We start from the raw sequence: 24920 nt of genomic DNA, 5'->3' as shown, positions 1-24920 counted from the left end.
ATGCTCAAGGTCTGGGGAAGACGCAATTCGTTGAACGTCCAGAAGGTGCTCTGGCTGATCGCCGAGCTTGACCTGCCGCATCAGCACCTTCCGGCGGGTGGTGACTTCGGCGGCCTGGACAGCCCGGACTTTCGGGAGATGAACCCGCATGGTCACGTGCCTGTCCTCGAGGACGGCGGTGTCGCGGTGTGGGAGTCGCACGCCATCCTTCGATACCTGGCTGCCACCTACGGCGAAGGGCGGTTTTGGCCAACCGACGCGGCGACGCGGGCGCCGGTCGATGGTTGGATGGACTGGTCGCAGACCGCTCTGCAGCCAGCTTTCCTGAGCGGAGTGTTCTGGGGCTTTTACAGAACGCCCGAGGTTTTGCGAGATGGGCCAGCCATCGCCCAGGCGGTGGAACGCACCCATCGCTGCCTGGGCCAGGTCGAGGCGCGACTCGAAGGTCGGGCCTTCATGATGGGCGAGGCGCTGTCCTTGGCCGACATCCCCATTGGCGCCTGTCTATATCGCTATTTCGAGTTGGAGATCGACCGGCCGCCGCAGCCCCGTTTGCAGGCCTGGTACGACCGGCTACGGGCGCGGCCGGCCTATCGGGAGCATGTCATTATCCCGTTCGCGGAACTCAAAGGGCGTTTGGCGTTCTGAATCGCGAGGCGAGGCGAGGCGAGGCGAGGCCGGGCACGGGCCTCGAGACGGAGACGACTATGGAACGACAAGGCGGCTGCGCCTGTGGGGCGGTGCGTTATGTGGCGGAGGGCGGGCCGCTGCGGGTCGGCATGTGCCACTGCCTAACCTGTCGCAAGCGCCACGGCGCGCCTTGCAACGCCTTCGCGGTCTTTCGGTCGGACAAGGTGCGGGTCGAGGGCGAAACCTTCGCCTGGGCGACTTCTGAGCGCGGCCGCTCGCACGGCTGCGCGGTTTGCGGCTCGCCGGTGTTCTGGCGTGAGGGCGAGGACGAGATCGAGCTTCACCTGGGCGGCTTCGACGACACCGGTCGGTTCATCCCGCAATACGAGGTCTGGGTGAAGCGCCGCGAGCCGTGGATGATGCCGCTGAACGTGCCGCAATATGCGGAAAACCGGCCGGCCGGGCTGGCGACCTAGGGACCTCGGACCGCAGCAGAGTCTGCGTGGTCTTTCGCAAATGCAAATGAGGACAGGCCCATGCGGCCTGCCCCCAGCCGTGATGCAAACCCTGCTCATCCTGGCGTTCACCGGGATGGGCGAAAATCTAATGATACCGCCGGATCAGTCCCACCAGCTTGCCTTGGACCTCGACCTGGTCAGGACCGAAGATGCGGGTCTCGTACTTGGGATTGGCGGCTTCCAGGGCGATCGAGCCGCCCTTCTTGCGCAGGCGCTTGAGCGTAGCTTCCTCGCCGACCAGGGCGACGACAATCTCGCCGCTGTTGGCGGTGTCGCCCTTGCGGATGATGACATAGTCGCCGTCGAGGATGCCGGCATCAATCATCGAATCGCCCTGCACCTCGAGCACATAGTGCTCGCCGCCGCCGAGCATGGATTCGGGCACAGGCAGGCGCTCGCGTTCATGCTGGATGGCGTCGATGGGCGTGCCAGCGGCGATGCGGCCGAGGATCGGCAGTTCGCGGGTGTTGTCGGCGGCGATCTGGACGGGCGCGGGCGCGGCTGGCGCCTGCCCGCCGCCTTCCAGCACTTGCGGCTTGAAGGCGCCGCGACCCTTGGGCGGGGCGGCCGTCGTGGCCTGTTGCGGCAGCTTGATCACCTCCAGCGCGCGGGCGCGGTGCGCCAGGCGGCGGATGAAGCCGCGCTCTTCCAGCGCCGTGATCAACCGGTGGATGCCTGACTTGGACGCCAGGTCGAGCGCCTCCTTCATTTCGTCGAAGGAGGGAGAGACACCGCTCTCTTTGATCCGCTCGTGGATGAACATCAGCAGCTCGTGCTGCTTGCGCGTGAGCATGTCGGCCTCGCAAGTCGTCGCGGAACAAACCGCAAACCTTTCAAATGTTCTCTAGGTGTTCTTCGTTAATGTCAAGTTGACGCGGCGATCGATGTTCGGTGTAGCTGAACGCCGTAATCTTTGCCGAGGGGAGCCTTCGCGACATGGACCACGCCTGGCTTCTGACCACGGGTTGGCCGCGCGCCTTCTGGACCAGCTACGGCGCCTTCTGCCTGTTTGAGCTGTGGGTCTGGTGGCGCGACCGGCGCACGGCCAGCGGCCAGGACGCCGACCGGGGCAGCCTGCAGGCCGTGGTCCTGATTATCGCGGCGGGGATCTTCGTCGCCTTTTATGCCGCCAACGCCTCTGAATTTGCTCGCATAATCCAGTGGAGGAGCGAGGCGCGGCTCCTGGCGCTGGTCCTGATCTGGACGGGCCTGGCCCTGCGCCTGTGGGCCATACTGACCCTCGGGGCCTTCTTCCGCCGCACCGTGCATCTGCACGACGGTCACCGGATGATCACGGGCGGCCCCTACCGGATCGTCCGCAACCCGGCCTATCTGGGCAGCCTGCTGAGCCTGGTCGGCGTTGGCCTTGGCCTGGGCAGTGGACTGTCGATCCTGGCGCTGTTGCTGGCCGGCCTGATCGCCTTCGGGTGGCGCATACGGGTGGAGGACGCGGCGATGACGGCCCGATTCAGCGATGAGCATGTGGCCTATCGCCGGCGCAAGGCGGCGCTGATTCCCTATCTCTGGTAGCAGCGCTCAGGGTGCGACAATCGCGCCATCGCCTTTTAGTTGAAGCCAATCCTCGAACGGCAGGCGATAGGCGTTGTCGAAGACCTCGGCCTGGAGCTTGAAGGGCAGGCTGCCCTCGCTGTTCCAGAGCATCACCACGCCGGTCTTCGTGGCGGGATCGAACATCATGGTCGAGCGATAGCCGGTCACCGCCCCGCTGTGGCCGATCAGGCGGTGGCCCTTGTAGGTGAAGCTGCGCATGCCCAGGCCGTAACCGGGGTGTTCCAGCGCCCGGCCCATGGCCGATCGTCCATAGGGCCGGCCGGTATTGACGCGCGGTCGCTGGATGTCCGCCAACACCGGGGCCGGCAGGACGGCGGGCGCCTGACCCATCTGCGCCTGCATCCAGCGCGCCAGATCCACGATGTTGGAATTGACGCCCGCTGCGGCGGGGATGCGGTAATAGGCCTCGACCAACGGCACGCTGCGGCCGCCACGCGAAGGCCGCGCCCAATGCTTGGCGGTCCGCAAACCGTCGATGCCGATGGTCGCGCCGGTCATGCCCAGAGGCAGGAACAGCTTCTGGCGAGCCTCCTCGGCATAGGGGCGATGGGTGGCGGTCTCGACGACCTCGCGGATCGTGTCATAGGCGATGTTCTGGTAGCTGTGGCACGTGCCGGGCGGGCAGAGCAGGGGCACGGCCTCCAGGCTTGCCCGGATCTGGCGCGGGTCTCGCCCGCCTTCGAGCCAGCCGTCATAGGCGTTGCGGGGCAGGCCAGTGCGCTGGGACAGCAATTGCTCGACCGTCAGCGCGTTCTGGGCGTCGCCCGGCAGGCGCAGGCTCGTATCGAACTTTCCCAGGGGATCGGTGAGCGCGATCACCCCGTCCGCCGCCAGGCGGGCGCTCAGCGTTCCCGCCACCGTCTTCGACAGCGACGCCCAGCGGAAGACCGTGTCGGCGTCGATCTTCTCGCCGCTCTCCGGCGCGGTGAGCCCGTAGCCCTGGACGAACGACAGTTGGCCGTTCTCGACCACGGCGATCGCCAGGCCTTCCATGGACTTGTCAGCCATCATCGCGTGGATGCGAGCGTCCAGGGCTCGATAGTCGATGGCGCCGCGCCAATCCTTTGGCCGCAGGGGCAGGGTGACGGGCGCCGCCGTCGCGGTGGGGGCGACCGGCTTGACGGTATTCTGCTCGGGGGCGCAGCGCGAGGCGATCAGGCCCAGCGCCCCGAGGCCCAGCACCAGGGCGGCGGCCGCCGGCCGCCAGCCTAGCCAGCGCCGTCGCCAGGACGCGTCTTGCGGAGGCTTGTCGAACGAGGTCAGCAGCCTAACCCAGCAAGGCCCGCGTCGCCGCCGCAACGTCGGCCTGGCGCATCAGACTCTCGCCCACCAGCATGGCCTTGGCGCCGGCCGCTTCCATCCGCACCGCATCGGCGGCGACGAACAGGCCGCTTTCCGTGACCAGCAGGACGTTCTCCGGAGCCTGAGCGGCCAGGCGTTCGGTGACGGCCAGATCGACCACGAAGCTCTTGAGGTCGCGGTTGTTGATCCCCACCAGGGTCGCGCCCAACTGGCCCGCCCGCTCCATCTCGGCCTCGTCATGCACCTCGACCAGGGCGTCCATGCCCAGGCGCGCGGCTTCGGACAGCAGGTCGGCGGCGAGGGCGTCGTCGATCATCGCCAGGATCACCAGGATGGCGTCGGCGCCCAGGGCCCGGCTCTCGGCCACCTGCCAGGGGTCGACCAGGAACTCCTTGCGAATGCAGGGCAGGCTGACGGCGGCGCGGACATCGATCAGATAGCCGTCGGCGCCCTGGAAGCTGGGACCGTCGGTCAGGACCGACAGGCACGAGGCGCCGCCGGCCGCATAGGCCCGGGCAAGGGCCGGCGGGTCGAAATCGGCGCGGATCAGGCCCTTGGACGGCGAGGCCTTCTTGATCTCGGCGATCAGGGCCAGCCTGCCGGGCGCGTGATCGGCCTCGAGGGCCGCCTTGAAGCCGCGCGGGCTGTTGGCGATCCTGGCGGCGGCGTCGATCTGGGCGAACGAGCGGCGGCGCTTCCGATCGGCCACGTCCTCGCGCTTGTATGCGGCGATCTTGGCGAGGATATCGGTCATGCGCTTACAGTTTCACTGTTGGTGGCCGCGACGAGACCGGCCAGGGCCGCCTTGGCGCGGCCGTCGTCGAGCACGGCGGCGGCCAGTTCGACGCCCTCGCGCAGGGTTTCGACCTTGTCGGCCACCAGGAAGGCAGCGGCGGCGTTCAGCATGACGATGTCGCGATAGGCGCCCTTTTGGCCGTCCAGCAGGGCGGTAAGGGCGGCGGCGTTATAGGCCGGCTCGCCGCCGATGATGTCGGCCAGGGCGGCGCGCGGCAGGCCCACGGCTTCAGGTGTGATCGTGAACAGGCGCAGGGCCCCGTCGCGCCATTCGGCGACCTCGGTTTCGCCGGTGGTGGTCAGTTCGTCCATGCCGGCCCCGTGCACCGACCAGGCGCGCTCGGCCCCGAGAGCGCCCAAAGCCTTGGCCACGGGTTCGACAAAGCGGTGGGCCGAGACACCCACGACCTGGCGCTTGGCCCCAGCCGGATTGGTCAGCGGGCCCAACAGGTTGAAGATGGTGCGGAAACCTAGCTGCTGGCGGATCGGCGAGACGTGCTTCATCGCCCCGTGGTGGGCCTGGGCGAACAGGAAGCAGATGCCGGCGTCGTCCAGCGCCTGGCGCTGCTGGGCGAGGGTCGCGTCGATGTTCACGCCCAAGGCCGCCAGCACATCGGCGGCGCCCGACTTGCTGGTGATCGCCCGGTTGCCGTGCTTGGCCACCTTCAGCCCTCCGCCGGCCGCCACGAAGCCCACGGCGGTGGAGATGTTGAGCGTATGCAAGCCATCGCCGCCCGTCCCGCAGACGTCGATGACGTCATAGGGGTGGTCCAGGTGGATGGCCGCCCGGCGCATGGCCCGGGCGCAGGCGGTGATCTCGCCCACGGTCTCGCCGCGCAGGCGCATGGCGGTGACCGCCGCGGCCACCTGGGCGGGCGTCGGCTCGCCGCGCAGGCAGGCGGTGAAGAACAGCTCGGCGTCGTCCTCGTCGAGGGTCTGGCCATCGGCGAGCTTGGCCAGCAGGGGCTTGAAGGCGTCCGACATCGCCTAGACCCAGATCGCCGTGTCGCGCTTGACCTTGGCCAGGTCCAGGAAGTTGGCCAGCAGTTGGTGGCCGCCCTCGGTGGCGATCGATTCGGGGTGGAACTGCACGCCATAGACCGGGCGCGTCTTGTGTTGCACGCCCATGATCTCGCCGTCCTCGGTCCAGGCGGTGATTTCCAGCTCGGCGGGCAAGGTGGCCTTGTCGACCGCCAGGCTGTGGTAGCGCGTGGCGGTGAAGGGGTTGGGCAGTCCCTTGAAGATCCCCAGATCGTTGTGATGGATCGGGCTGGTCTTGCCGTGCATCACCGCCTTGGCGCGGATCACGTCGCCGCCATAGGCCTGGCCGATGGCCTGGTGGCCCAAGCAGACGCCGAGGATGGCCAGGTCGTCGGCCGCGCCGCGCAGCAGCGGCAGGCAGATGCCGGCCTGGTCGGGCGCCTTGGGGCCGGGCGACAGCAGGATCGCCTGCGGGCGAAGGGCCAGGGCCTCCTGCACGGTCAGGTCGTCGTTGCGATGCACGACGGTGTCGGCCCCAAGCTCGTTCAGATAGTGGACGAGATTGTAGGTGAAGCTGTCGTAGTTATCGATGACCAAGATCATGACGCCGCCTTTCGGGAACAGCTTCTAGCGGGTTTGGCGCAAAAGGTGAGGGGATTCGCGCGGGAGATTTTCTCGCAACGCCCCCAGTGCGAAAGCGCCGCATTGCGTGGATGTGGGGCTAGGGCATCCTCACCGCCATGAACCCCGCTGATTCCGCCCTCGACACCGCCGCCATCGCCTATGCCAGGGCGCTGCTGCGCAAGCCGATGCGTCGACAGAAGATGGGGCCGGTGCTGGCGGCGGCGGCTTTCGCGGCGCTCAGCGCCATCACCTTCGCCACGGTGATGGTCATGGCCCCGCCAGCGGTCGTCCAGCACCTGCCGTCCGACCGCCTGGGCGGCTAAGCCCTAGGCGAAGCGCCAGGCTTCCTCGGCCGCGCGCTTGAGGGCGCGGGACTTGTGCAGGGTCTCCTCATATTCGGCGTCCGGATCGCTGTCGGCCACCACGCCGCCGCCGGCCTGGACATACATCATGCCGTCCTTCACCAAGGCCGTGCGCAGCACGATGCAGGTGTCGACCGAGCCGTCGGCGCCGATATAGCCCACCGCCCCGGCATAGCCGACGCCGCGCTTCTCGATCTCCAGCTCGTCGATGATCTCCATGGCCCGCACCTTGGGGGCGCCCGACAGCGTGCCGGCGGGCAGGGCGGCCATCAGCACGTCGACCGGGTCCACGCCCTCGGGCGCGTCGCCCTCGACATTGGAGACGATGTGCATCACGTGGCTGTAGCGTTCGATCTTGAAACTGTCGGTGACTCGGACATTGGCGCCCTTGCTCCTGGTCGCCGGGTCATTGCTGCCGGCGCGCTTGAGCATCGCCACCCGGCCGACGTCGTTGCGGCCCAGGTCCAGCAGCATCAAGTGCTCGGACCGTTCCTTGGGATCGGCCAGCAGCTCCTTCTCCAGCGCCAGGTCTTCTTCGGGCGTCGCGCCGCGCGGCCGGGTGCCGGCGATGGGGCGGATGGTGATCTTGCCGTCGCGCAGGCGCACCAGGATCTCCGGCGACGAGCCGACCAGCTCGAAGCCGTCGAGGTCGAGGAAAAACAGAAAGGGCGAGGGGTTCGTACGGCGCAGCGAGCGGTAGAGCGCGAACGGCTCCAGCGGGAAGGGCGCGCGGAACCGGTGGCTGGGCACCACCTGGAAGATGTCGCCGGCCCGGATGTACTCTTTCGCCTTCTCGACCACCACCGCGTAGTCCTCGCGGCTGACAGGGGTGGTGAACTCCATCTGCCCGTGGCTGGGGCGTGGGGCCGAGTGGGCCAGCGCACCGCGCAGGTCGGCCATCACGATCTCGATCCGGGCGCGAGCGGCGGCATAGGCGTCATGGGCCGAGAGGCCGGGCTTGTGCCGCGCCGTGGTGACCAGGATGATCTCCTGGGCGATAGCGTCGAACACGGCGACGATCGACGGCCGGGTCATGATCCCGTCCGGCAGGCCCAGGCTGTCGGTATTGACGTTGGGTAGGCGCTCGGCCAGTCGGACCATGTCGTAGCCCAGGGCCCCGAACACCCCGGCCGAGGGCGGCGGCAGGCCGGCCGGCATCTCGATCCGCGAGCGGGCGATCAGATCGCGCAGGCTATCCAGCGCGCCGCCCGCCTGTGGCGTGAACCGGCCGGCGGCGATGTCGTCGCCCTCGGCGACCTCGGCCTGGTCGCCGCGACAGCGCCAGACGAGATCAGGCTTCATGGCCACGATCGAGTAGCGCCCGCGCCAGGCGCCGCCCTCGACGCTTTCGAACAGGAAGGCGTAAGGCCGCCCGTGACCGATCTTCAGATAGGCCGAGACCGGCGTCTCCAGGTCGTCGATCAGCCGGGTCCAAACCACCTGGGGCCGGCCGGCGTCATAGGCGGCGGTGAAGGCGTCAAGCGCGGGCTCCAGGCTCATTGCGCGTCTGGCTTCTTCTTGCCGTCCTTGGCGCCAGGCAGGGTGGCCGGATCGACGCCGATCGCCTCTTGGGCCAGAGGCAGATTGACCCGGGTCTTGACCTGCAGGCGGGCCGCTTCGGCGGCGGCGTCGCCGACGTCCTGATACAGGCCCTGGCTGGCCTGCCGGCGCATCGCCTCGGTGACCCGGGCCAACTGCGCCACCGTGCCGGAGCGAACGGCCTCGACCTTGGCGACCAGATAGCCGCCTTGCGGGGCCCGGCTGGTGAAGGGCTCGCCCGGCTTGGCGTTGAAGGTGGCGATCAGCAGATCGCGGCCCAGGCCCTGAAACTGGCGGGCGTTTTCGCGCGTGATATTGGGCACGCGCTGGACGTTGGACTGGGCCGAGGCGGCGACCGCCTCCATCGACTCGCCCTTCTTGACCCGCAGGCCCAACTGGTCGGCCTTGGCCTTCATGCGTTCCAGCAGCGTCTTGAGCATCCATTGCTGGGTCAGGGGCGCGCGGATTTCGTTCAGGCTGGGCATGGCGGGCGGGATCACCCGCTCGACACGCACGGCGTAATATTCACCCTTGCCGACCTCGATCAGCTCGCTCTCGCCGCCGGCCGACAGTTCGAAGGCGGTTTTCAGAACATCGGGGGTGAGGCCGGGCACAGGCTGGCCGGTCTCGTCGACGCCTTGGGCGGCGATCGGCGCGGTAGTCAGGACCAGGGCGCCGGCCTTGGCTGCGGCGTCCAGCAGGTTGGCGCCCGCGTCGTGGGCGTCCTGATAGGCCTGGGTCTGTTCATAGGCCTTGCCCTGGGCGGCCTGGAGCTTCAGGTCGGCCTCGATGCCCGGACGCAGGGCCGCCAGGGTGGGGGCGGCGGCCGGGGTGATCTTGGTGAGCTTGACGACCGACAGACCCAGATCGCCGGCGATCGGCGCGCTGACCTGACCTGGCGCCAGGGCGAACACCGCCTCGGCCACCTTTCGGTCGGGCAGGGCGGCCTTCGGCTTGCCGTCGATGGCGACGGGGGACTTGCCATAGGCGCCGGCGACAGCGGGGAGTGAGTCGCCCTTGGCCAGGCGCTGGGCGATCACGGCGGCCGCCTTGGCGTCGGGGGCGACGATCTGCACGAACGAGCGGGTCTCGGCCACGCTCAGCGACGCCTTGCGGGCGTCGAAGGCCTTGACCACGTCGGCCTCGGGCACGGTCACCGAGGGTTCCAGCGCCTTGGCGCTGAAGCGGGCCACCGACAGGACCCGCGTCTCGGGACGGGTCAGGCGTGCGGCGTTTTCCTTCATGAAGGCCTGAAGCTGGGCGTCACTGGGCGGCGCCACCTTGTCGACGATGGCCGGATTGATCGCGAAGGCGGCCAAGTCGCGGCCTTCGAGGCCGTAGGCGGCCTGCAGGGCCGAATAGATCAGTGGCGCGCGCACGCCGTGGGTCACGGCCGAAAACAGCTGGGCCTGGGCCAGGCCGTCGCGCAGCTGGGCTTCGTATTGAACGGGCGTCGCCTTGTTCTGGGCCAGCAGCGCTTCGTACATCTTGGCGTCGAACTTGCCGGTCACAGGGTCGAACGGGCGCACGCCGGGGGGCAGGGCGGCCAGCTGCTTGTGGAGAATGTCGGCGATCAGCTTGTCGGACGGCCGGACGCCCATCTTGCGGATCACCTCGGCCAGAGACTCCTGCAGCGAGATTTCCTTCAGCATGCGGGTGTCGATGCCCTGGGCCACGGCCTGTTCGGGCGTGATCACCTGGCCCTGCTGCTGCTGGCGGTCGCGATAGCTGTCGAACTGCGCCTTGAACTGCTCGGGCGTCACGGTGCGCTTGCCCGCCTCGATCACCCACTTACCGGGGGGATGGCGGAAGACGTCGCTGATCCCGAACACCGCGAAACTGACGATCAGCAGCGCGAACAGGACGATCGCGAAGGGCGATTTGGCGAAGGAGCGGAAGCCGGCGAGCATGACTGAGAGAAACCTTCCTCGATAAACCGCGCGGATTCCACGCAAGGCGACGGAACGGACGCGAGCAGCGGGTATAGTAGAGCCCCAGGGGGGGCGGCAAGCGGCGGACACGCCAAACCGGTCTTGACTTCCCACGGGGCGACGGGGCCAAACCGGGCGCATGACCCTTTCCTTGACCACACCCCGGCCGCTAATCGCCGGAAACTGGAAGATGTTCGGCCTCGAGGCGTCGCTCGACGAGGCCCGCACCGTGGCCGCGGCGCTCGCCGAGCACCCGGCCGCCGCCCGCGTGGCGATCTGCCCGCCGGCCACCCTGCTGCACCGGCTTTCCGAGGTGCTGGCGGGCGAGAGCGTGCTGGTGGGCGGCCAGGACTGCCACCCCGCGCCGTCGGGGGCCCACACCGGCGACCTCTCGGCGGCCATGCTAGTCGACGCCGGCGCCCGGCTGGTGATTCTCGGCCATTCCGAGCGCCGTGCGGCCTATGGCGAGAGCGACGCTCTGGTCGCGGCCAAGGTCGAGACGGCCCTGGCGGCCGGGCTGGAGCCCATCGTCTGCGTCGGCGAAACCCTGGCCCAGCGTGACGCCGGCCAGGCCGAGGCGGTGGTCACCGCCATGGCGCGCGGTTCGCTGCCGCCTTCGCTCGCCGGCCAGGACTTCGCTTTGGCCTATGAACCGGTCTGGGCAATCGGCACGGGCCGCACGCCGACGCTGGCCGACATCGCCGCCATCCACGCGGCCCTGCGCGGCGTTCTGGTGGAGCGGTTCGGCGCGCACGGCCAGACGGTGCCTATCCTGTACGGCGGCTCGGTGAAGCCGGAAAACGCGCGGGAGATCCTCGCGACACCCGACGTCGGCGGCGCGCTGGTGGGCGGAGCGTCTCTGAAGGCGGCGGACTTCCTAGAGATCATCGGCGCGGCTTAGAGGCGCGGGGGACATGCACTCACGCCCCGACCTTGGCCAGGTTGCAGAGGGTTGGCCGTGAGTGCGTGTCCCCACCTTGGCCCGCTGCGTCACAGGATTGGCACGGGGTAGCCCTGAAGCGTGGGGGATGAAGATGGGGACACGCACTCACCCCAACGTCTCGGCAGGTCTTCCGAGGCCTTGCCGTGAGAGCATGTCCCCGGCGGGGATCGACGCGCCTTCATCCCCACAAACGCCCACCACAAACCCAAACAAACTCAACGCCTTATAAAATAATCAGCTGCACCACCGCTGGCGCATCCAGAACCGCCGCATAATCATCCCACCTCGCCGCATGGAAAGGGCGCATGGCCAGCGACCGATGCGGCGGCGGGGGGCGATCGAGCGGGCAGCTCTGGCGGCGGCGGGTTTCGCGAGAGGCTCGTGACTTCACATCTCTGGTGCCGGTCGGGCGTGGAACACAGATACGACGTGATGTGAGGGCCGAAAGGCAGAAGGTGGGCACGCGCTCGCGGTTTGGGACCGGGTTTCGTTGACCTGGCCCGCCCGTCGGAGGCTTCAAGGCGGCGAGGCTCTAACAAAGCCAGCGTCGCGGGCTTCCGGATAACGATGGCGCGGAGCACTAGGCTTCGTCGAAACGGTAACAACTACTCAAACTCCTGACCTCGTCCGGCGCTCCGCGACCCTTTCCAACACCTTCAGCGGCGATTTGCGTGAAGTCCTCCCCCCCGTGCGGGAGGACTTGGAGACAGTTTTTCTGCAAACCGCGTTTGGCTAACTCTGTTGACCCTATCGGGCCACTGGGGATTTAAGCCGAGCCTCAGCTTCACAACGTTCCGGCGCCGTTCGCGGTCTGGCGCGTTCTGTCACTCATGGCTCCGTTTGGAGCCCGCCGCCGGATACTGGACGACGATCACCCGATGACCGCCGAGACGATTTCCATGTCCCGCCCGCCGGCCGCGCGTCGTCCGCTGTTTCGCCGTCGCTCGGCCCTGCCAGGTTTTGGCCTGACGCTGGGCGTCACCCTGACCATTCTGTCGCTGATCGTGCTGATCCCGCTGTCGGCGATCGCCATCAAGGCCTCCAGCCTGTCGCCAGCGCAGTTTGTCGCCGCCGCCTTCTCCGAACGGGCCATCGCCGCCTATCGCCTGAGCTTCGGCGCTGCCTTCGTGGCCGCCGTGATCAATGGCGTGTTCGGCGTGCTGACCACCTGGGCCCTTGTGCGCTACGACTTTCCGGGCAAGTCGGTGGTCAACGCCCTGGTTGACCTGCCGTTCGCCTTGCCCACCGCCGTGGCGGGCATTGCCCTGGCGACGCTCTATTCGCCCAATGGCTGGGTCGGGCAGTACCTGACGCCGCTGGGGATCAAGGCCGCCTACAACCCGGTCGGCGTGACCATCGCCCTGACCTTCATCGGCTTGCCCTTCGTGGTCCGCACCCTGGAGCCGGTGATGCGCGACCTGTCGGCGGATGTCGAAGAAGCCGCGGCCAGCCTGGGAGCGGGGCGCATCGACACCATCCTGCGGGTAATCCTGCCGGCCCTGGGTCCCGCCTGGTTGACCGGCTTTGCCCTGGCCTTCGCGCGGGGCGTCGGCGAATACGGCTCGGTGATCTTCATCGCCGGCAACATGCCCTACAAGTCCGAGATCGCGCCGCTGCTGATCATCATCCAGCTGGAGCAGTTCGAATATGCCAACGCCGCCGCCATCGCCCTGGTGATGCTGGGCGTGTCGTTCCTGATGCTGCTGATCATCAACGCCGTCCAAGCCTGGTCGCGGAGGTTCAGCTGATGGCTGCGGCAAGAGCGCGCCGCCCGACCGAGGATCCCGTCTGGGCCAAGGTGCTGATCATTGGCCTGATGCTGGTCTTCCTGGGTCTCGTGCTGATCCTGCCGCTGGTGGCGGTGTTCGCCGAGGCGCTGCGCAAGGGGCTGCAACCAGCCTTGGACGCCATCGCCACGCCCGACGCTCTGGCGGCCATCAAGCTGAGCCTGATCACCGCGGCCATCGCCGTGCCGTTCAACGCGGTGTTCGGCCTCTGCGCGTCCTGGGCGATCGCCAAGCACCATTTCCCCGGCAAGGCGCTGCTGATCACCCTGATCGACCTGCCGTTCTCGGTGTCGCCAGTGGTCGCGGGCCTGATGTACGTAATGGTCTTCGGCCTGCAGGGCTGGTTCGGCGAGCGGCTGATCGACCACGACATCAAGATCATCTTCGCCACGCCCGGCATCATCCTGGCCACGATCTTCGTGACCTTCCCGTTCATCGCCCGCGAGCTGATTCCGCTGATGCAGGAGCAGGGGGTTTCGGAGGAGGAGGCGGCCGTCTCGATGGGCGCGTCGGGCCTCTACACGTTCTGGCGGGTAACCGCGCCCAATGTGCGCTGGGGCTTGCTGTACGGCGTGCTGCTGTGCAACGCCCGGGCTATGGGCGAGTTTGGCGCCGTATCGGTGGTCAGCGGCCACATCCGCGGCTTGACCAACACCATGCCGCTGCACGTGGAAATTTTGTACAACGAGTACGACTTCGTCGCCGCCTTCGCGGTCGCCGCCCTGCTTTGCCTGCTGGCGATCCTGACCCTGGTGCTGAAGGGCGTGCTTGAGATCGCCCAACCCGACGTCAAGGGCGGCGGCGGACACTAGAGGGCGATCGCATGCGACAACCCTCTAGCTTCTTTTGTTTTGTCGCGTTTTCTTCACGCGAACCGCGCCCCACTTCGCTTGAAAACGCTTTGAATGACCGGAACGCACTGATCCCATGACCATCTCCATCCGTTCCGTCGAGAAGAAGTTCGGGCGCTATCCGGCCCTGAACCAGGTCGACCTCGAGATCGCTGACGGCGAGCTCGTGGCGCTGCTGGGCCCTTCGGGCTCGGGCAAGACGACGCTGCTGCGCACCATCGCCGGCCTGGAATTTCCCGACGAAGGCCAGGTGCTGTTCGAGAACGAGGACGTGACCTTCGCCTCGGCCGCCGCGCGGCGGGTGGGCTTTGTTTTCCAGCAATATGCGCTGTTCAAGCACATGACCGTGGCCAAGAACATCGCCTTCGGCCTCGACGTCCGCAAGGGCAAGGACAAGCCGAACAAGGCAGAGATCGCGCGCCGAGTCGACGAGCTGCTGAAGCTGGTCGAACTGGACGGCCTGGGCAAGCGCTATCCCTCGCAACTGTCGGGCGGCCAGCGCCAGCGGGTGGCCCTGTCGCGCGCCCTGGCCGTGCAGCCCAGCGTGCTGCTGCTGGACGAGCCGTTCGGCGCCCTGGACGCCACGGTGCGCAAGTCGCTGCGCAAGGAGCTGCGCCGGGTGCACGACGCCACGGGCGTCACCACCATCTTCGTCACCCACGACCAGGAAGAGGCCCTGGAGCTGGCCGACCGGGTGGCGATCCTCAATGCCGGCCGCATCGAGCAGATCGGCACGCCGGACGAGGTTCACGACCATCCGGCCACGCCCTTCGTCTGCGGCTTCGTCGGCGAGGCCAACCGTTTCGAGGGCGTGGTGAGCGGCCAGCGCTTCACCGCCGGTCCGGTCGTGCTGGCGGCCCCGAACGCCCCAGACGGCGAGGCCGTGGCCTTCGTGCGACCTCACGACCTGGTGCTGGACGCGGCCGGTTTCCCCGCCAGTGTCGAGCGGGTTGTCATCCAGGGGCCACTCGCCAATATCGACGCCTCGCTGCCTGACGGCCGCCGCATCGACATCTCTGTGGCCCGCGACGAGGCCGTCCAGTTCACCGGCGAGATAAGGCTGTCAGCCCGCCGGACGCACGTGTTCGGGGTTTAGTATTCCGCTCATCCCGGCGAACGCCGCGACCCAGATGGCATGGCTTAGAGGCTGACGCCACAAGCTCTGAGACCGTCCAATCAACCACACCGCGACAGGATCTGGGTCCCGGCATTCGCCGGGATGAGCGGATTTATTATTGCTGCTGCTGCTGACGCTGTTGGTGCTCGCGGATGGCGTCGGCGCTGGCGCGGCGGCGACTGGCGCCGAAGGGCGTGGAGGGCCGAGGCAAGCGCAGGAATTCCGGTTCCGCCACGGCGGCGCGGGCGCGGCGCACCGAGACCCCGACGGCCAGATGGCTCTCGCTGTCGCCCTTGTAGACCCCCCGTGACGGGGTGACGTCGCCATAGTCGCGGCCGACCGCTACGGCCACGTGACGCTCGCCGGTCATGACATTATTAGTCGGATCAAAACCGATCCAGCGGTAGCTGGGCAGGAACACCTCGACCCAGGCGTGGGTGGCGTCCGGATCGGAGCGGTCGCCGGCCTCGCGGTCGGTGAACAGATAGCCCGAGACGTAGCGAGCCGGCATGCCCCACGAGCGACAGATGGCCAGCATGATGTGGGCGAAATCCTGGCAGACCCCGCGCTTGGCCTCCAACGCCAGATCGATCGGGCTGTCGGCGTCAGTGACCCCGGGATCATACTCGAACGCCTTGTAGATCGTGTCGCACAGCGCCTGGACGGCCGAGAACGGATCGCGGCGGCGCAGTTCTTCGATATCGTGCGCATCCATGAAGGCCTGTAGCGCCGGGGTGACCTGCACGAAGCCGTGGGGCTGGAGGTAGTCAAAACATTCGCCCCGCACGAAGGTGCTCTTCAGCCGCTCCCACTCACCCATGTCGAGCGGCATGGGCCATTCCAGCACGGGCTCGGTCTCAACGGCAGAGCGGGCGATGATGGTCAGTCCGTCATGCGGCTGGGGCACGTCGAAGTGATAAACGGCGTTGCCGAAGCTGTCGGCGTAGGAGAACACCTGGGCTGCCGGCTCGATCTCCAGCTCGAAGCTGACCAGCCGCTGGCGCGCGCTCTTCTGGGGCTGCATCCACAGCTCCATCAGGCTTTCGCGGACCGACCGCTCATAGTGATATTGCGTGATGTGACGGATCTCGAGCAGCACGGCGGAGTCTTTCTAAGCGGGCCCAGACTTAAGCAGGCAGGCGCATTTCGAGGGGATAGGCCACGAAGGTCTCATAAATCGCTTCGTGGATGCGCGAACATTCGTTGACCACGGTGGTCAGCAGGGCGCTGGCGCCCTGGGCCTGAAGCTCGTCCAGGTCCGCAAATTGGAGGCGGGCCTTGAGGCGGCCAGCCAGGCGCTCGGGACCGGTGCGGCCATTGGCCTCGGTATGACGTGCCAGGATCGCCAGGTGCTCCTCGATGCGTGAGGTGACGAAACGGATCGAGCGCGGGAAGTCCTCGTCGAAGACCAGGAATTCGAGGATGTGGCGCGGCTCGATCTCGGCGGTATAGACCCGCAGATAGGGCTCCAGGGCACAGGCCATCCGTAGCAGGCTGACCAAGGCGATGTGGTCGTTGATCACCCGGCCCGGTCCCTCGGCGAAGCAGACTTCCAGCAGGCTCGAGACCAACTGGGCGCGCTCCAGATACATCCCGACCATCATGAACCGCCAGCTCTCGCCATGGCTCATCGTGGTGTCGGCCGCGCCCTTGAATAGGTGAACGTCGGAAATCACGTCGTGCAGGAAGTTGGCCGAGCCGTCGGCGAATTCGCGACCGGCGTTCTCGTCGGTGACCCGCAGATAGAGCAGGTTCAGCCGCTCCCAGGTCTCGGTGGTGATCTGGTCGCGGACCTGCCGGGCATTTTCGCGAGCCCTCGCCAGCGACGAGACCACCGAATTGGTGTCGGCCCGGTCAAGCACCAGCGACCGAGCCGCCTCGAATGGGGCCAAGGCGCCGCTCTCGGCCTTGCCCACGGCCGACAGGGCGATCCACACGGCCTGGGCGCCGGCGTCGGTTTGGTCGAGCGTGGCGTTGAGCATCACGCTCGACAGCCGCGACAGGTGCTCGGCCCGTTCCATGTAACGGCCCAGCCAGTAGAGGCTGTCGGCCACCCGAGCGAGCATCATACGAGCGACCCTTCACTCAAAAAAACCAACATCATGCCAGGCCTCCCGCGCCGTTCGACGGCGTCTCTTCCGACAGCACCCAGGTGTCCTTGGAGCCGCCGCCCTGGCTGGAATTGACCACTAGCGAGCCGCGCTTCAGGGCCACCCGTGTCAGGGCGCCGGGCGTCACCACGGTCTTCTCGCCCGACAGGATGAAGGGCCGCAGGTCGACGTGGCGCGGCTCAATGCGGCCGTCGACCAGGCAGGGGGCGGTCGACAGCTGGATGGTCGGCTGGGCAATGTAGTTGGCCGGGTCTGCGGCCAGGGCGTCGGCGAAGTCCGAGCGCTCCTGGGCCGAGGCGTGGGGCCCGATCAGCATGCCATAGCCGCCGGACGCCCCCACAGCCTTGACCACCAGCTTGTCCAGATTGGCCAGCACGTGGCTCAGCTGGGCCGGCTCGCGGCAGAGGAAGGTCTCGATATTGGGCAGGATGGCGTCCTCGCCGAGGTAGTATTTGATGATCTCCGGCACATAGGCGTAGACGGCCTTGTCGTCGGCCACCCCGGTGCCGGGCGCGTTGCATATCACCACATTGCCGGCCCGATAGGCGTTGAACAGGCCTGCGGCCCCCAGCGACGAATCGCGGCGGAAGGCGAGGGGATCGATGAAGTCGTCGTCGACCCGGCGATAGATCACGTCCACCCGGCGCAGGCCCGTGGTTGTGCGCATGTAGACCATGTTGTCATGGACCACGAGGTCGCGTCCCTCGACCAGCGGCACGCCCATCAAGCGCGCCAGATAGGCGTGCTCGTAATAGGCTGAGTTGTAGACGCCGGGGGTTAGCACCACGACCTGCGGATTGGACCGCCAATCGGCGCTCATGCTTTTCAGCGTGGCCAGCAGCAGGTCGGTATAGCGCTCGACTGGCCGCACGCCGGCCTCACGATAGGCGCCGGGAAAGGTTCGCTTGGAGGCGTCGCGGTTGGCCAGCATGTAGGACACGCCAGACGGCACCCGCAGATTGTCCTCCAGCACGGCGAATTCGCCGTCCTGGCCCCGGATCAGGTCGCTGCCACAGACATTGGCGTACGACTTGTGCGGCACATAGACGTTCTGCATCTCGCGGCGGTACGAAGGGGCGCCCAGCACCAGTTCGCGCGGCACGACGCCATCCATCAGGATCTGCTGGTCGCCGTAGATGTCGGCCAGGAACATGTTCAGCGCTTGCAGGCGCTGGATCAGGCCGGCCTCGATCTTGGCCCACTCCTGGGCAGGCAGGATGCGAGGGAAAAGGTCGGTAGGGATGATCCGCTCGGTCGCGCTGTCGGCGCCATAGACCGTGAACGTGATCCCTTGAAGCAGGAAGGACCGCTCCAGCATGCGTTGGCGATCGGCCAGCTCGCCGGCGCCGAGGGTTGAGATGCGGGTTTGCAAGGCCGCGTAATGGCCCCGGACTTCGCCGCCCTGGGCGATCATCTCGTCATAGGGGACACCCGGCAGATAGGCCGCCCCCGTCATGGGCAGGCTGGGGGAGTTGTTGATGTCCTGAATTTTCGCCGCCACGCCTGTGTCCACTCTATCCGCCCTGCACGCCGAATTGGGCCAGCATGTTCGCCTCAACCTAGAACGTCGCCCAGCCGCAAGCGGCGCTTTTCTCGCCGAGTCATCTCGATGTGCATGACTGCCCAGTATTTGGGCGCCTTTGGCCAGGCGAGAGAAGCGCTTGGCTAAGCTGTTCCGTTGCATTCGTGGCGTGACACGCGGCAGGGGGACGACTAACAGGGGTTCGGGGGCGTTCCGCGCGGGGACCTGAAGGCTTGGTGCGTAAGAGATTTGCCCTTGGCGTAACCGTCGCGACCCTGTTGGTCGCGGGCCACGCCAGTGCGAACGAACCCACGGCGACCATTACAGGCGTCGAGGATCGTGCGCTCCGCGAGGCGATTCAGCGCGCCATGTCGGAAGCGAAGAATCCGCCGCGAAGCCGCTCTGAAGCCCGGCGCCGGGCGCGAGACGCTGGCGACGTCGTCGTCGCCGTGCTCAGGGCTGAAGGGTATTACGGCTATGTCGTCGAGCCCGATGTCAGCGAAGCCGACCCGCCTCGCGCCGTTCTGAAGATTATACCAGGCCCGGTGTTCGTGATCGCTGATCCGAAGCTGGCCTGGATCGGCGCGCCGCCGGACGAGGGCGTCGTCAAGCGCGCCGAGAGCGTCATCCGCTTGACGCCGGGGGAACCCGGGCGGGCCGCTGATGTGCTGGCGGCCGAGGGGCGCGTCGTCGCGCAGGTGCAGCAGTTGGGCTATGCCGACGCCGCCGCCGAGCCGCGCGAAGTGATCGTCGACCACGCCGACCACACCGTCCGCCCGACCTTTCAAGTCGCCGCCGGCGACCTGGTCAAGGTTGACGGCGTGGAGGTAGTCACCCACGGGCGATCCAACCCCGCCTGGGTCCAGCACTTGGCGCCCTGGACGATGGGCGATGTTTACCAGCCCGACGACATCGCCGAATTGGAGCGCCGGCTGCGGGACACAGGCGTCTACGACACCGTTTCCGTCTCGTTGGCCCCCAAGGAAAAGCTGCGCCCTGATGGCCTGCGCCCGGTGATGGTGACGCTGTCGGATCGGAAGTCCAAGACGATCGAACTGGGCGCGGGATACTCGTCTACCGACGGCCCCGGCGTCGACGCCAAGTGGATCCGCTACAACCGGTTCCGCCGCGCCGACACCACCACCCTGACGGCCCGCCTGGCCAAGCTCGACAGCCGACTTGAAGCCGAACTGGCCTTGCCGCATTGGCGGCGCAGCCAGCAAACCCTCAAGCTCGACACCTCGATTTTTCGTGACGACACCGACGCCTATCTGGAAACTGGAGCCCATATCGGCGCCGACCTGACCCGTCGCCTGCGCCCCACCGTCTATCGCACCTATGGCGTGGCCTTGGACTTGTCGCAGATCGACTCGCTGACGACCGAAAACGGCTTGACCACCAGCACGCGCCAGAACTTCGCGACCCTGACCACGACGGCCGCCTACGCCTGGGATAAGTCCGACAGCGTGCTGGACCCGACCAAGGGCTGGCGACTGGAGGTCCAGGGCGAGCCCACCGCCATTACCGGCGACACGACGATGGCCTTCCTGAAGGTGCAGGCCCAGACCTCGGCCTATCTGCCCTTTGGCAAGGGCGCCAAGACGGTGATCGCCGGCCGGTTCAAGGCCGGCCAGATCTTGGGCGGCGCCATGCCGGAAACGCCGGCGTCCCGGCGCTTCTATGCGGGCGGCGGCGGCTCGGTGCGGGGCTATTCCTACCAGGCCATCGGCCCGCGCATCGACAACACCACCACGCCGCAAGGCGGGCTTTCGCTGCTGGAGACCTCGCTCGAGGTCCGCCACCGTTTCACCGAGCACTGGGGCGGGGTGGCCTTCATCGACGCCGGCGGCGTGGGCGTAGACAAGTGGCCGAGCGGCGACGACTTCGGGGTCGGTGTCGGCCTTGGCGTCCGTTATGATCTCGGTTTCGGCCCGATCCGCGCCGACATCGCCATGCCGCTCAGCAAGCGTGAGGGCGACCCGGCGTTCCAACTCTACATCAGCATCGGGCAAAGCTTTTGACCGACGCATCGCCGCCGCCCCAAACAGAGCCAGAGACCGTGCCCGAAGCCGCCGTAGAGGCGGTGGTCAAGGTCGCGCGCAAGATTGGCTGGCCGGGCCTGCTGGTGATCGTCTCCGTCAGCCTGGTGCTGATCGTCGCGCTGCTGCTAGGCGGCGTCCGCTTCGGCGCGATCACGCCGCAGGGGCGCGCCTTCCTGGAAGCGCGGACCAGCGGCCTGAAGCTGGGCCGCATCGGCCGCCTCAAGATCGAGGGCCTGAGCGGCGATATCTGGCGCGAGTTCGGCGTGCGCCGCCTGACGATCAGCGACGAAAAGGGCGTCTGGCTCGAAGCCGCCGACCTACGCGTCGACTGGAAGGCCGCTGAACTGTTTGGGCGACGGTTCCACGCCAACGACATCCGGGCGCGCCAGGTCACCGTGCTGCGCCCTCCGACTCTCACGCCCAAGGGAAAGTCGAGCGCCGCGCCCCTGTCGATCGCTATCGACCATCTGGCCCTGCGCCTGGTTACGCGACCGGAATTCAGCCGTCAGGCCGGCGATTTCGACATGAGCGGCGACTATGAATCGGAGCGCTTCGGCGGGCAGAAGGGCAATCTGGCTGTGCTTAGCCGCATGCACGCCGGTGACCATCTGAAACTGGTCTTCGACCTGGGCCGAGACAAGACCTTGCTGCTTGACGCCCAGGCTCAGGAGGCCAATGGCGGCGCCCTGGCCGGGGCGCTGGGTCTGTCGCCCGACCGGCCTTTCGACCTCGACGCCAAGGCCACCGGCACCACCAGCCAAGGCGCCTTCACCGTTCTGGCGCGCTCGGGCGCGGCCACGCCGCTGAAGGCGGGCGGCGCCTGGAACGCCCAGGGCGGTTCGGCCGCCGGGCATATCGATCTGGCCGCCTCCACCTTGACCGATCGCGAGGAAAAGATGTTCGGCGCGGACGCCGCCTTCTCGATCGTTGGGCGCAAGGCCGGCGCGTTGAACGATCTCGACGTCAAGATCGACAGCCCGAACCTGAACCTTACCGCACATGGCCTGGCCGACCTGGCCAAGCGCGTCACTGGATCCGCTGGCCTGGCGTTCAACGCCAGGGTGAAGGACCTGTCGAAGATCACGCCGATGCCCGAGCTGGGCGCCGGCGTGGCCGACGGCGTGTTTCGCCTCGACGCGCAGGGTTTCTCGATCGACGGCCGTGTCGATGTTGGCGACCTCTCCTGGTTGGGCTATCGGCTGGCTCGCGCCAGGGGGCCGGCCAGCGTCGCCTGGAGGCGCGGCGAATTGGTGATCAAGGCCGACGCCACCACCGAGGGCGGCGCGGGCGAGGGCCTGCTGGCCGTGCTGGGGCGCACGCCGTCGGTTCAGTTCGAGGGGGCGCAGCTCAAGGACGGCCGCTTCCTGATCCGTTCGGCCAAGGTGAATGCGCCCAACCTCGTGGTCCTGGCCCAGGGCGAGCGAGGCATTTTGGGCGGCCTTTCGTTCAAGGGTGAGGCCAAGATTGGCTCCCTGGCGCCGGTTCGGCCTGGCATGGCCGGCCAGGTCACCGCCAAGTGGTCGGCCAGCCAGTCGGCCGGCAAGCCGTGGATGCTGACGGCCGACGCCCGAGGCGCCAATTTCGCCTCGGGTCTTTCGGAGCTGGATCGCCTGCTGGGCAAGACTCCGCGTCTGGAAGCCCGCGCGGCTTGGGCGGACAATCGCCTGTCGGTGGCCGACGCCAAGCTCGACGGCGCCGCCGCCTCGGTGCGGACCTCGGGCGTGCTTGGTCCGGGACCCGCCCTGGGGTTCAAGCTGGATTGGACGGCGACAGGACCCTTCCGCGCTGGTCCGGTGGAGATCGCCGGCAAGGCCAAGGGCACGGGCGCGGTAACCGGAACGCTCACGGCGCCCAAGGCCGACCTGATCGCTGATTTCGACTCGATCGACGTGCCGCGCCTGCCGTTGAAGGACGCCCACATCGTGCTGTCTTTCGCCAAGCGGGCCGATGGCGCCGACGGCGTGGTGACGATTAACGCTGGCAGTACCTATGGTCCGGCGCGTGGCCACGCGGCGTTCAACTTCGCGCAGGGCGGACTTGAGCTCTCCGACCTCGATGTCGACGCCGGCGGGGCCGCGGCCAAGGGCGCGGTCTCGCTACGCAGCGGCCACCCCGCGACCGCGGACCTTACCGTCAACGTCGGCCCTGGGGCCTTTCTGGCGCAGGGCGCGGTGAAGGGCACGGCCAAGATCGTCGATAGCGCGGCCGGTCCTGCCGCGCAGATCGACCTCGTCGCCGATGATGTGGTCGGCGGCGCCTGGAAGGTCCGTCACGCGGCGATCAAGGCGTTCGGGCCCATGAACCGCCTACCGCTGACGCTGGATGCGCGCGGCGAAGCGCCATCCGGGCGTTGGACGCTCGCCGGGTCGGGCGTGCTGAGCGAGGCGGGCGATCAATATCTGCTCGCCCTCGACGCCAACGGCGCCATGGGCCGAACGACGGTCAAGACGCGCGAAGCCGCGCAAATCCGCTTCGGTGGCCCCCGCACCAGCGCGCGCCTACGCCTGGCCGTCGGTGACGGCCAGGCCGACCTGGACGCCGATGTCGGCGGCGACCTCGCCACGCTGCGCGCGGAACTGGTCGGAGTAAGTTTGACCGCCCTGAACTCAGACCTGGTCGGCAGGATCGATGCCCGCGCCACGCTCAATGGTTCTGGTCCCGTATTGACGGGTGATTTCAACGCCACGCTGACGGGAGCCCGGGAGCGCGGCTCAAAGCCTGAACAATCGCTGAACGCTCAGATTCGTGGGGCGCTGCGCGACAGCCAGATGACCATCAACGCCACCAGTTCCAATAGCCAGGGCCTGAGCGCCCAGGCAGATGTGACCCTGGCCACCGTGGCCTCGGCCAAGCCGTTCCACTTGGCGATCGATCGGACCCGACAGGTGCTTGGTCGTTTCCAGGCTCGTGGCGAAATCAAACCCCTGTGGGATCTTCTTGGCAGTTCCGAGCGCAGCGTGTCGGGCAAGATTGACGCCGATGGCTCGCTGGCCGGCACCCTCGCCGATCCCCGCCTGACCGGTCGCGCCAGCCTTGAGGGTGGCCGGGTGGATGACGGCCAGACGGGCTTCAGCCTTCGTGACGTCAATGTCAGCGTGGCGCTGGCCGACAACGCCATCGACGTCAGCAAGGCGACGGCTGGCGACGGGCAGGGCGGCACGTTGTCGGGCGCCGGGCGCATCAGCCTGGCCCGCGGTGGCGTGGGCAGCTTCCGCCTGGACCTCAAGGGTTTCAAGGTCATCGACAACGACCTGGCCTCCGCCACGGCCACCGGCCAGACGACGATCAACCGTGGCGCGGACGGCAAGGTCAAGCTGACCGGCGCCCTGGTGCTCGACCGCGCCGACGTCTCGGCCCAGACCAAGACGCCAGTCGGCGTGGCGTCCATGGATGTGGTTGAACGCAATCGCCCAGCCGACCTGCAGCAAGGCGTCGAGCCACGCAAGGTCACGCCGGGTTCGGGAATGACGCTGGACGTCACCCTGAAGGCTCCGCGCCGGATCTTCGTGCGTGGCCGGGGGCTCGACGCCGAACTGTCGCTGGACGCCCATGTCGGCGGTTCGACCAACAGCCCGACGCTGGACGGCGAGGCGCGGATCGTGCGCGGCGAATACGATTTCGCCGGCAAGCGGTTCGAATTCGCGGACGAGGGCGTGGTGCGCCTGGCCACCCAGCTCGACCGTATCCGGCTGGACCTGACGGCGGTCCGCGAAGACCCGACCCTGACGGCTGTTGTGCGCATTCAAGGCACGGCCGCCAAGCCCGAGATCACGCTGACCTCCAAGCCGGAACTGCCGAGCGACGAGGTGCTGTCGCAGGTGCTGTTTGGATCGTCGGCCGCCAACCTGTCCCCGATCGAGGCCGCGCAACTGGCCTCGGCCCTGGCGGCCCTGGCCGGCGGCGGGGGTTTCGACGTGATCGGCAACCTGCGCAGCCTGGCCGGTCTGGACCGGCTGTCCTTCGCCGAAAGCGCCACGGGTATGACGGTTTCCGGCGGCAAGTATGTCACCGACGACGTCTATGTGGAGATCATCGGCGGCGCGCGCGATGGTCCCGCCGCTCAGGTCGAGTGGCGTATTCGCCGGACCCTGTCGCTGGTCTCCAAAATCGGCGGCCAAGGCGACGCCCAGCTTTCGGTGCGGTGGAGAAAAGATTATCAATGATCTGGCTTCCGGCTGATCCCCGCGCGACCGATCAGGGTCCGGAGCAAGGCTGTTGCGCGGACACCCGGTTTTCCCAGGCAAGGAAGCACGAAACGTCCGCGGCCCTTGGTTTAGGTTGAACTGAGGGAGA

General features: G+C 67.6%; 20 protein-coding genes and 1 pseudogene. 10 read left to right on the top strand and 11 right to left on the bottom strand.

The genetic code is table 11. The features are described from left to right. Positions 1-648, top strand: coding sequence for a glutathione S-transferase family protein (locus tag ACP7AG_RS06525; RefSeq protein WP_426011860.1), 648 nt, complete (start codon positions 1-3; stop codon positions 646-648). Positions 649-707: 59 nt separating this feature from the next. Continuing rightward, entirely contained in the window at positions 708-1106 is a 399-nt protein-coding gene (locus ACP7AG_RS06520) for a GFA family protein (protein ID WP_426030241.1), read from the top strand. A gap of 127 nt (positions 1107-1233) precedes the next feature. On the opposite strand, the gene lexA is transcribed toward ACP7AG_RS06520, so the two are convergent. Then, a complete protein-coding gene (gene lexA / locus ACP7AG_RS06515; RefSeq protein ID WP_426030240.1) occupies positions 1234-1941 on the bottom strand; it encodes a transcriptional repressor LexA in 708 nt (235 codons plus the stop codon). A 143-nt stretch (positions 1942-2084) separates the two neighbouring features. Between lexA and ACP7AG_RS06510 the strand changes: the two genes are divergently transcribed. Beyond that, positions 2085-2678, top strand: a complete 594-nt coding sequence (locus ACP7AG_RS06510; RefSeq protein ID WP_426030239.1) for a methyltransferase family protein — start codon at positions 2085-2087, stop codon at positions 2676-2678. Between the two features lie 6 nt (positions 2679-2684). Here the strand turns inward: ACP7AG_RS06510 and ACP7AG_RS06505 are convergent, their stop codons facing one another. Genes ACP7AG_RS06505 through ACP7AG_RS06490 form a run of 4 tightly spaced genes read right to left on the bottom strand, consistent with a single transcriptional unit; the run spans position 2685 to position 6401 of the window. Then, positions 2685-4019, bottom strand: a complete 1335-nt coding sequence (locus ACP7AG_RS06505) for a serine hydrolase domain-containing protein (protein ID WP_426030238.1) — start codon at positions 4017-4019, stop codon at positions 2685-2687. Further along, on the bottom strand, positions 3988-4776 hold the full coding sequence (gene trpC / locus ACP7AG_RS06500; RefSeq protein ID WP_426030237.1) for an indole-3-glycerol phosphate synthase TrpC: 789 nt from the start codon (positions 4774-4776) through the stop codon (positions 3988-3990). Before trpC ends, ACP7AG_RS06505 begins: the two co-directional genes overlap by 32 nt. After that, on the bottom strand, positions 4773-5801 hold the full coding sequence (trpD, locus tag ACP7AG_RS06495) for an anthranilate phosphoribosyltransferase (RefSeq protein WP_426030236.1): 1029 nt from the start codon (positions 5799-5801) through the stop codon (positions 4773-4775). Before trpD ends, trpC begins: the two co-directional genes overlap by 4 nt. A 3-nt stretch (positions 5802-5804) precedes the next feature. Further along, positions 5805-6401: an aminodeoxychorismate/anthranilate synthase component II gene (locus ACP7AG_RS06490; RefSeq protein ID WP_426030235.1), complete on the bottom strand. Its 597-nt coding sequence runs from the start codon at positions 6399-6401 to the stop codon at positions 5805-5807. Positions 6402-6538: 137 nt separating this feature from the next. On the opposite strand from ACP7AG_RS06490, the gene ACP7AG_RS06485 reads away from it, so the two are divergent. Next, positions 6539-6745, top strand: a complete 207-nt coding sequence (locus ACP7AG_RS06485; RefSeq protein ID WP_426011852.1) for a hypothetical protein — start codon at positions 6539-6541, stop codon at positions 6743-6745. A 3-nt stretch (positions 6746-6748) separates the two neighbouring features. Here the strand turns inward: ACP7AG_RS06485 and trpE are convergent, their stop codons facing one another. Together trpE and ACP7AG_RS06475 are read right to left on the bottom strand one after the other, a co-directional pair. Next, the gene (gene trpE / locus ACP7AG_RS06480; RefSeq protein ID WP_426030234.1) at positions 6749-8284 is read right to left on the bottom strand and encodes an anthranilate synthase component I; all 1536 of its coding nucleotides are present in this window, start codon (positions 8282-8284) and stop codon (positions 6749-6751) included. After that, the gene (locus tag ACP7AG_RS06475; protein WP_426030232.1) at positions 8281-10233 is read right to left on the bottom strand and encodes a peptidyl-prolyl cis-trans isomerase; all 1953 of its coding nucleotides are present in this window, start codon (positions 10231-10233) and stop codon (positions 8281-8283) included. The genes trpE and ACP7AG_RS06475 overlap by 4 nt, the downstream gene beginning before the upstream one ends. 160 nt (positions 10234-10393) lie before the next feature. Here ACP7AG_RS06475 and tpiA point away from each other — a divergent pair, with 160 nt between their 5' ends. Beyond that, positions 10394-11155: a triose-phosphate isomerase gene (gene tpiA / locus ACP7AG_RS06470; protein WP_426030231.1), complete on the top strand. Its 762-nt coding sequence runs from the start codon at positions 10394-10396 to the stop codon at positions 11153-11155. Between the two features lie 276 nt (positions 11156-11431). On the opposite strand, the pseudogene ACP7AG_RS06465 reads toward tpiA, so the two are convergent. Further along, positions 11432-11544: pseudogene (locus tag ACP7AG_RS06465) on the bottom strand (hypothetical protein); the annotation flags it as partial. A 531-nt stretch (positions 11545-12075) separates the two neighbouring features. Between ACP7AG_RS06465 and cysT the strand changes: the two are divergent. The 3 genes from cysT (at position 12076) to ACP7AG_RS06450 (ending at position 14931) form a co-directional block, all read left to right on the top strand. After that, complete coding sequence (cysT, locus tag ACP7AG_RS06460; RefSeq protein ID WP_426015109.1) at positions 12076-12945, top strand: sulfate ABC transporter permease subunit CysT; 870 nt, start codon at positions 12076-12078, stop codon at positions 12943-12945. Then, the gene (gene cysW, locus ACP7AG_RS06455; protein ID WP_426030230.1) at positions 12945-13796 is read left to right on the top strand and encodes a sulfate ABC transporter permease subunit CysW; all 852 of its coding nucleotides are present in this window, start codon (positions 12945-12947) and stop codon (positions 13794-13796) included. Before cysT ends, cysW begins: the two co-directional genes overlap by 1 nt. A 115-nt stretch (positions 13797-13911) precedes the next feature. Continuing rightward, positions 13912-14931, top strand: a complete 1020-nt coding sequence (locus ACP7AG_RS06450) for a sulfate/molybdate ABC transporter ATP-binding protein (RefSeq protein WP_426015101.1) — start codon at positions 13912-13914, stop codon at positions 14929-14931. Positions 14932-15067: 136 nt separating this feature from the next. On the opposite strand, the gene ACP7AG_RS06445 is transcribed toward ACP7AG_RS06450, so the two are convergent. From ACP7AG_RS06445 to ACP7AG_RS06435, 3 genes are read right to left on the bottom strand one after another with little or no spacing between them, the layout of a single operon-like run. Next, on the bottom strand, positions 15068-16051 hold the full coding sequence (locus tag ACP7AG_RS06445; RefSeq protein ID WP_426030229.1) for a transglutaminase family protein: 984 nt from the start codon (positions 16049-16051) through the stop codon (positions 15068-15070). A gap of 28 nt (positions 16052-16079) precedes the next feature. Then, positions 16080-17021 carry an alpha-E domain-containing protein gene (locus ACP7AG_RS06440; RefSeq protein ID WP_426015097.1) on the bottom strand — a complete coding sequence of 314 codons (942 nt, stop codon included), beginning with the start codon at positions 17019-17021 and terminating at the stop codon, positions 16080-16082. 31 nt (positions 17022-17052) lie between these two features. Then, the gene (locus ACP7AG_RS06435) at positions 17053-18519 is read right to left on the bottom strand and encodes a circularly permuted type 2 ATP-grasp protein (RefSeq protein WP_426030292.1); all 1467 of its coding nucleotides are present in this window, start codon (positions 18517-18519) and stop codon (positions 17053-17055) included. Between the two features lie 299 nt (positions 18520-18818). On the opposite strand from ACP7AG_RS06435, the gene ACP7AG_RS06430 reads away from it, so the two are divergent. Continuing rightward, positions 18819-20606 (top strand): autotransporter assembly complex protein TamA, encoded by a 1788-nt coding sequence (locus ACP7AG_RS06430; protein ID WP_426030228.1) that lies wholly within the window; start codon positions 18819-18821, stop codon positions 20604-20606. Positions 20607-20644: 38 nt separating this feature from the next. Next, complete coding sequence (locus ACP7AG_RS06425; RefSeq protein ID WP_426030227.1) at positions 20645-24790, top strand: translocation/assembly module TamB domain-containing protein; 4146 nt, start codon at positions 20645-20647, stop codon at positions 24788-24790. Positions 24791-24920 lie beyond the last annotated feature (130 nt).

Source organism: Caulobacter sp. DWP3-1-3b2 (genome assembly GCF_049896325.1).
GTDB lineage: Bacteria > Pseudomonadota > Alphaproteobacteria > Caulobacterales > Caulobacteraceae > Caulobacter.
This window is presented reverse-complemented; position numbering and strand designations above follow the sequence as displayed.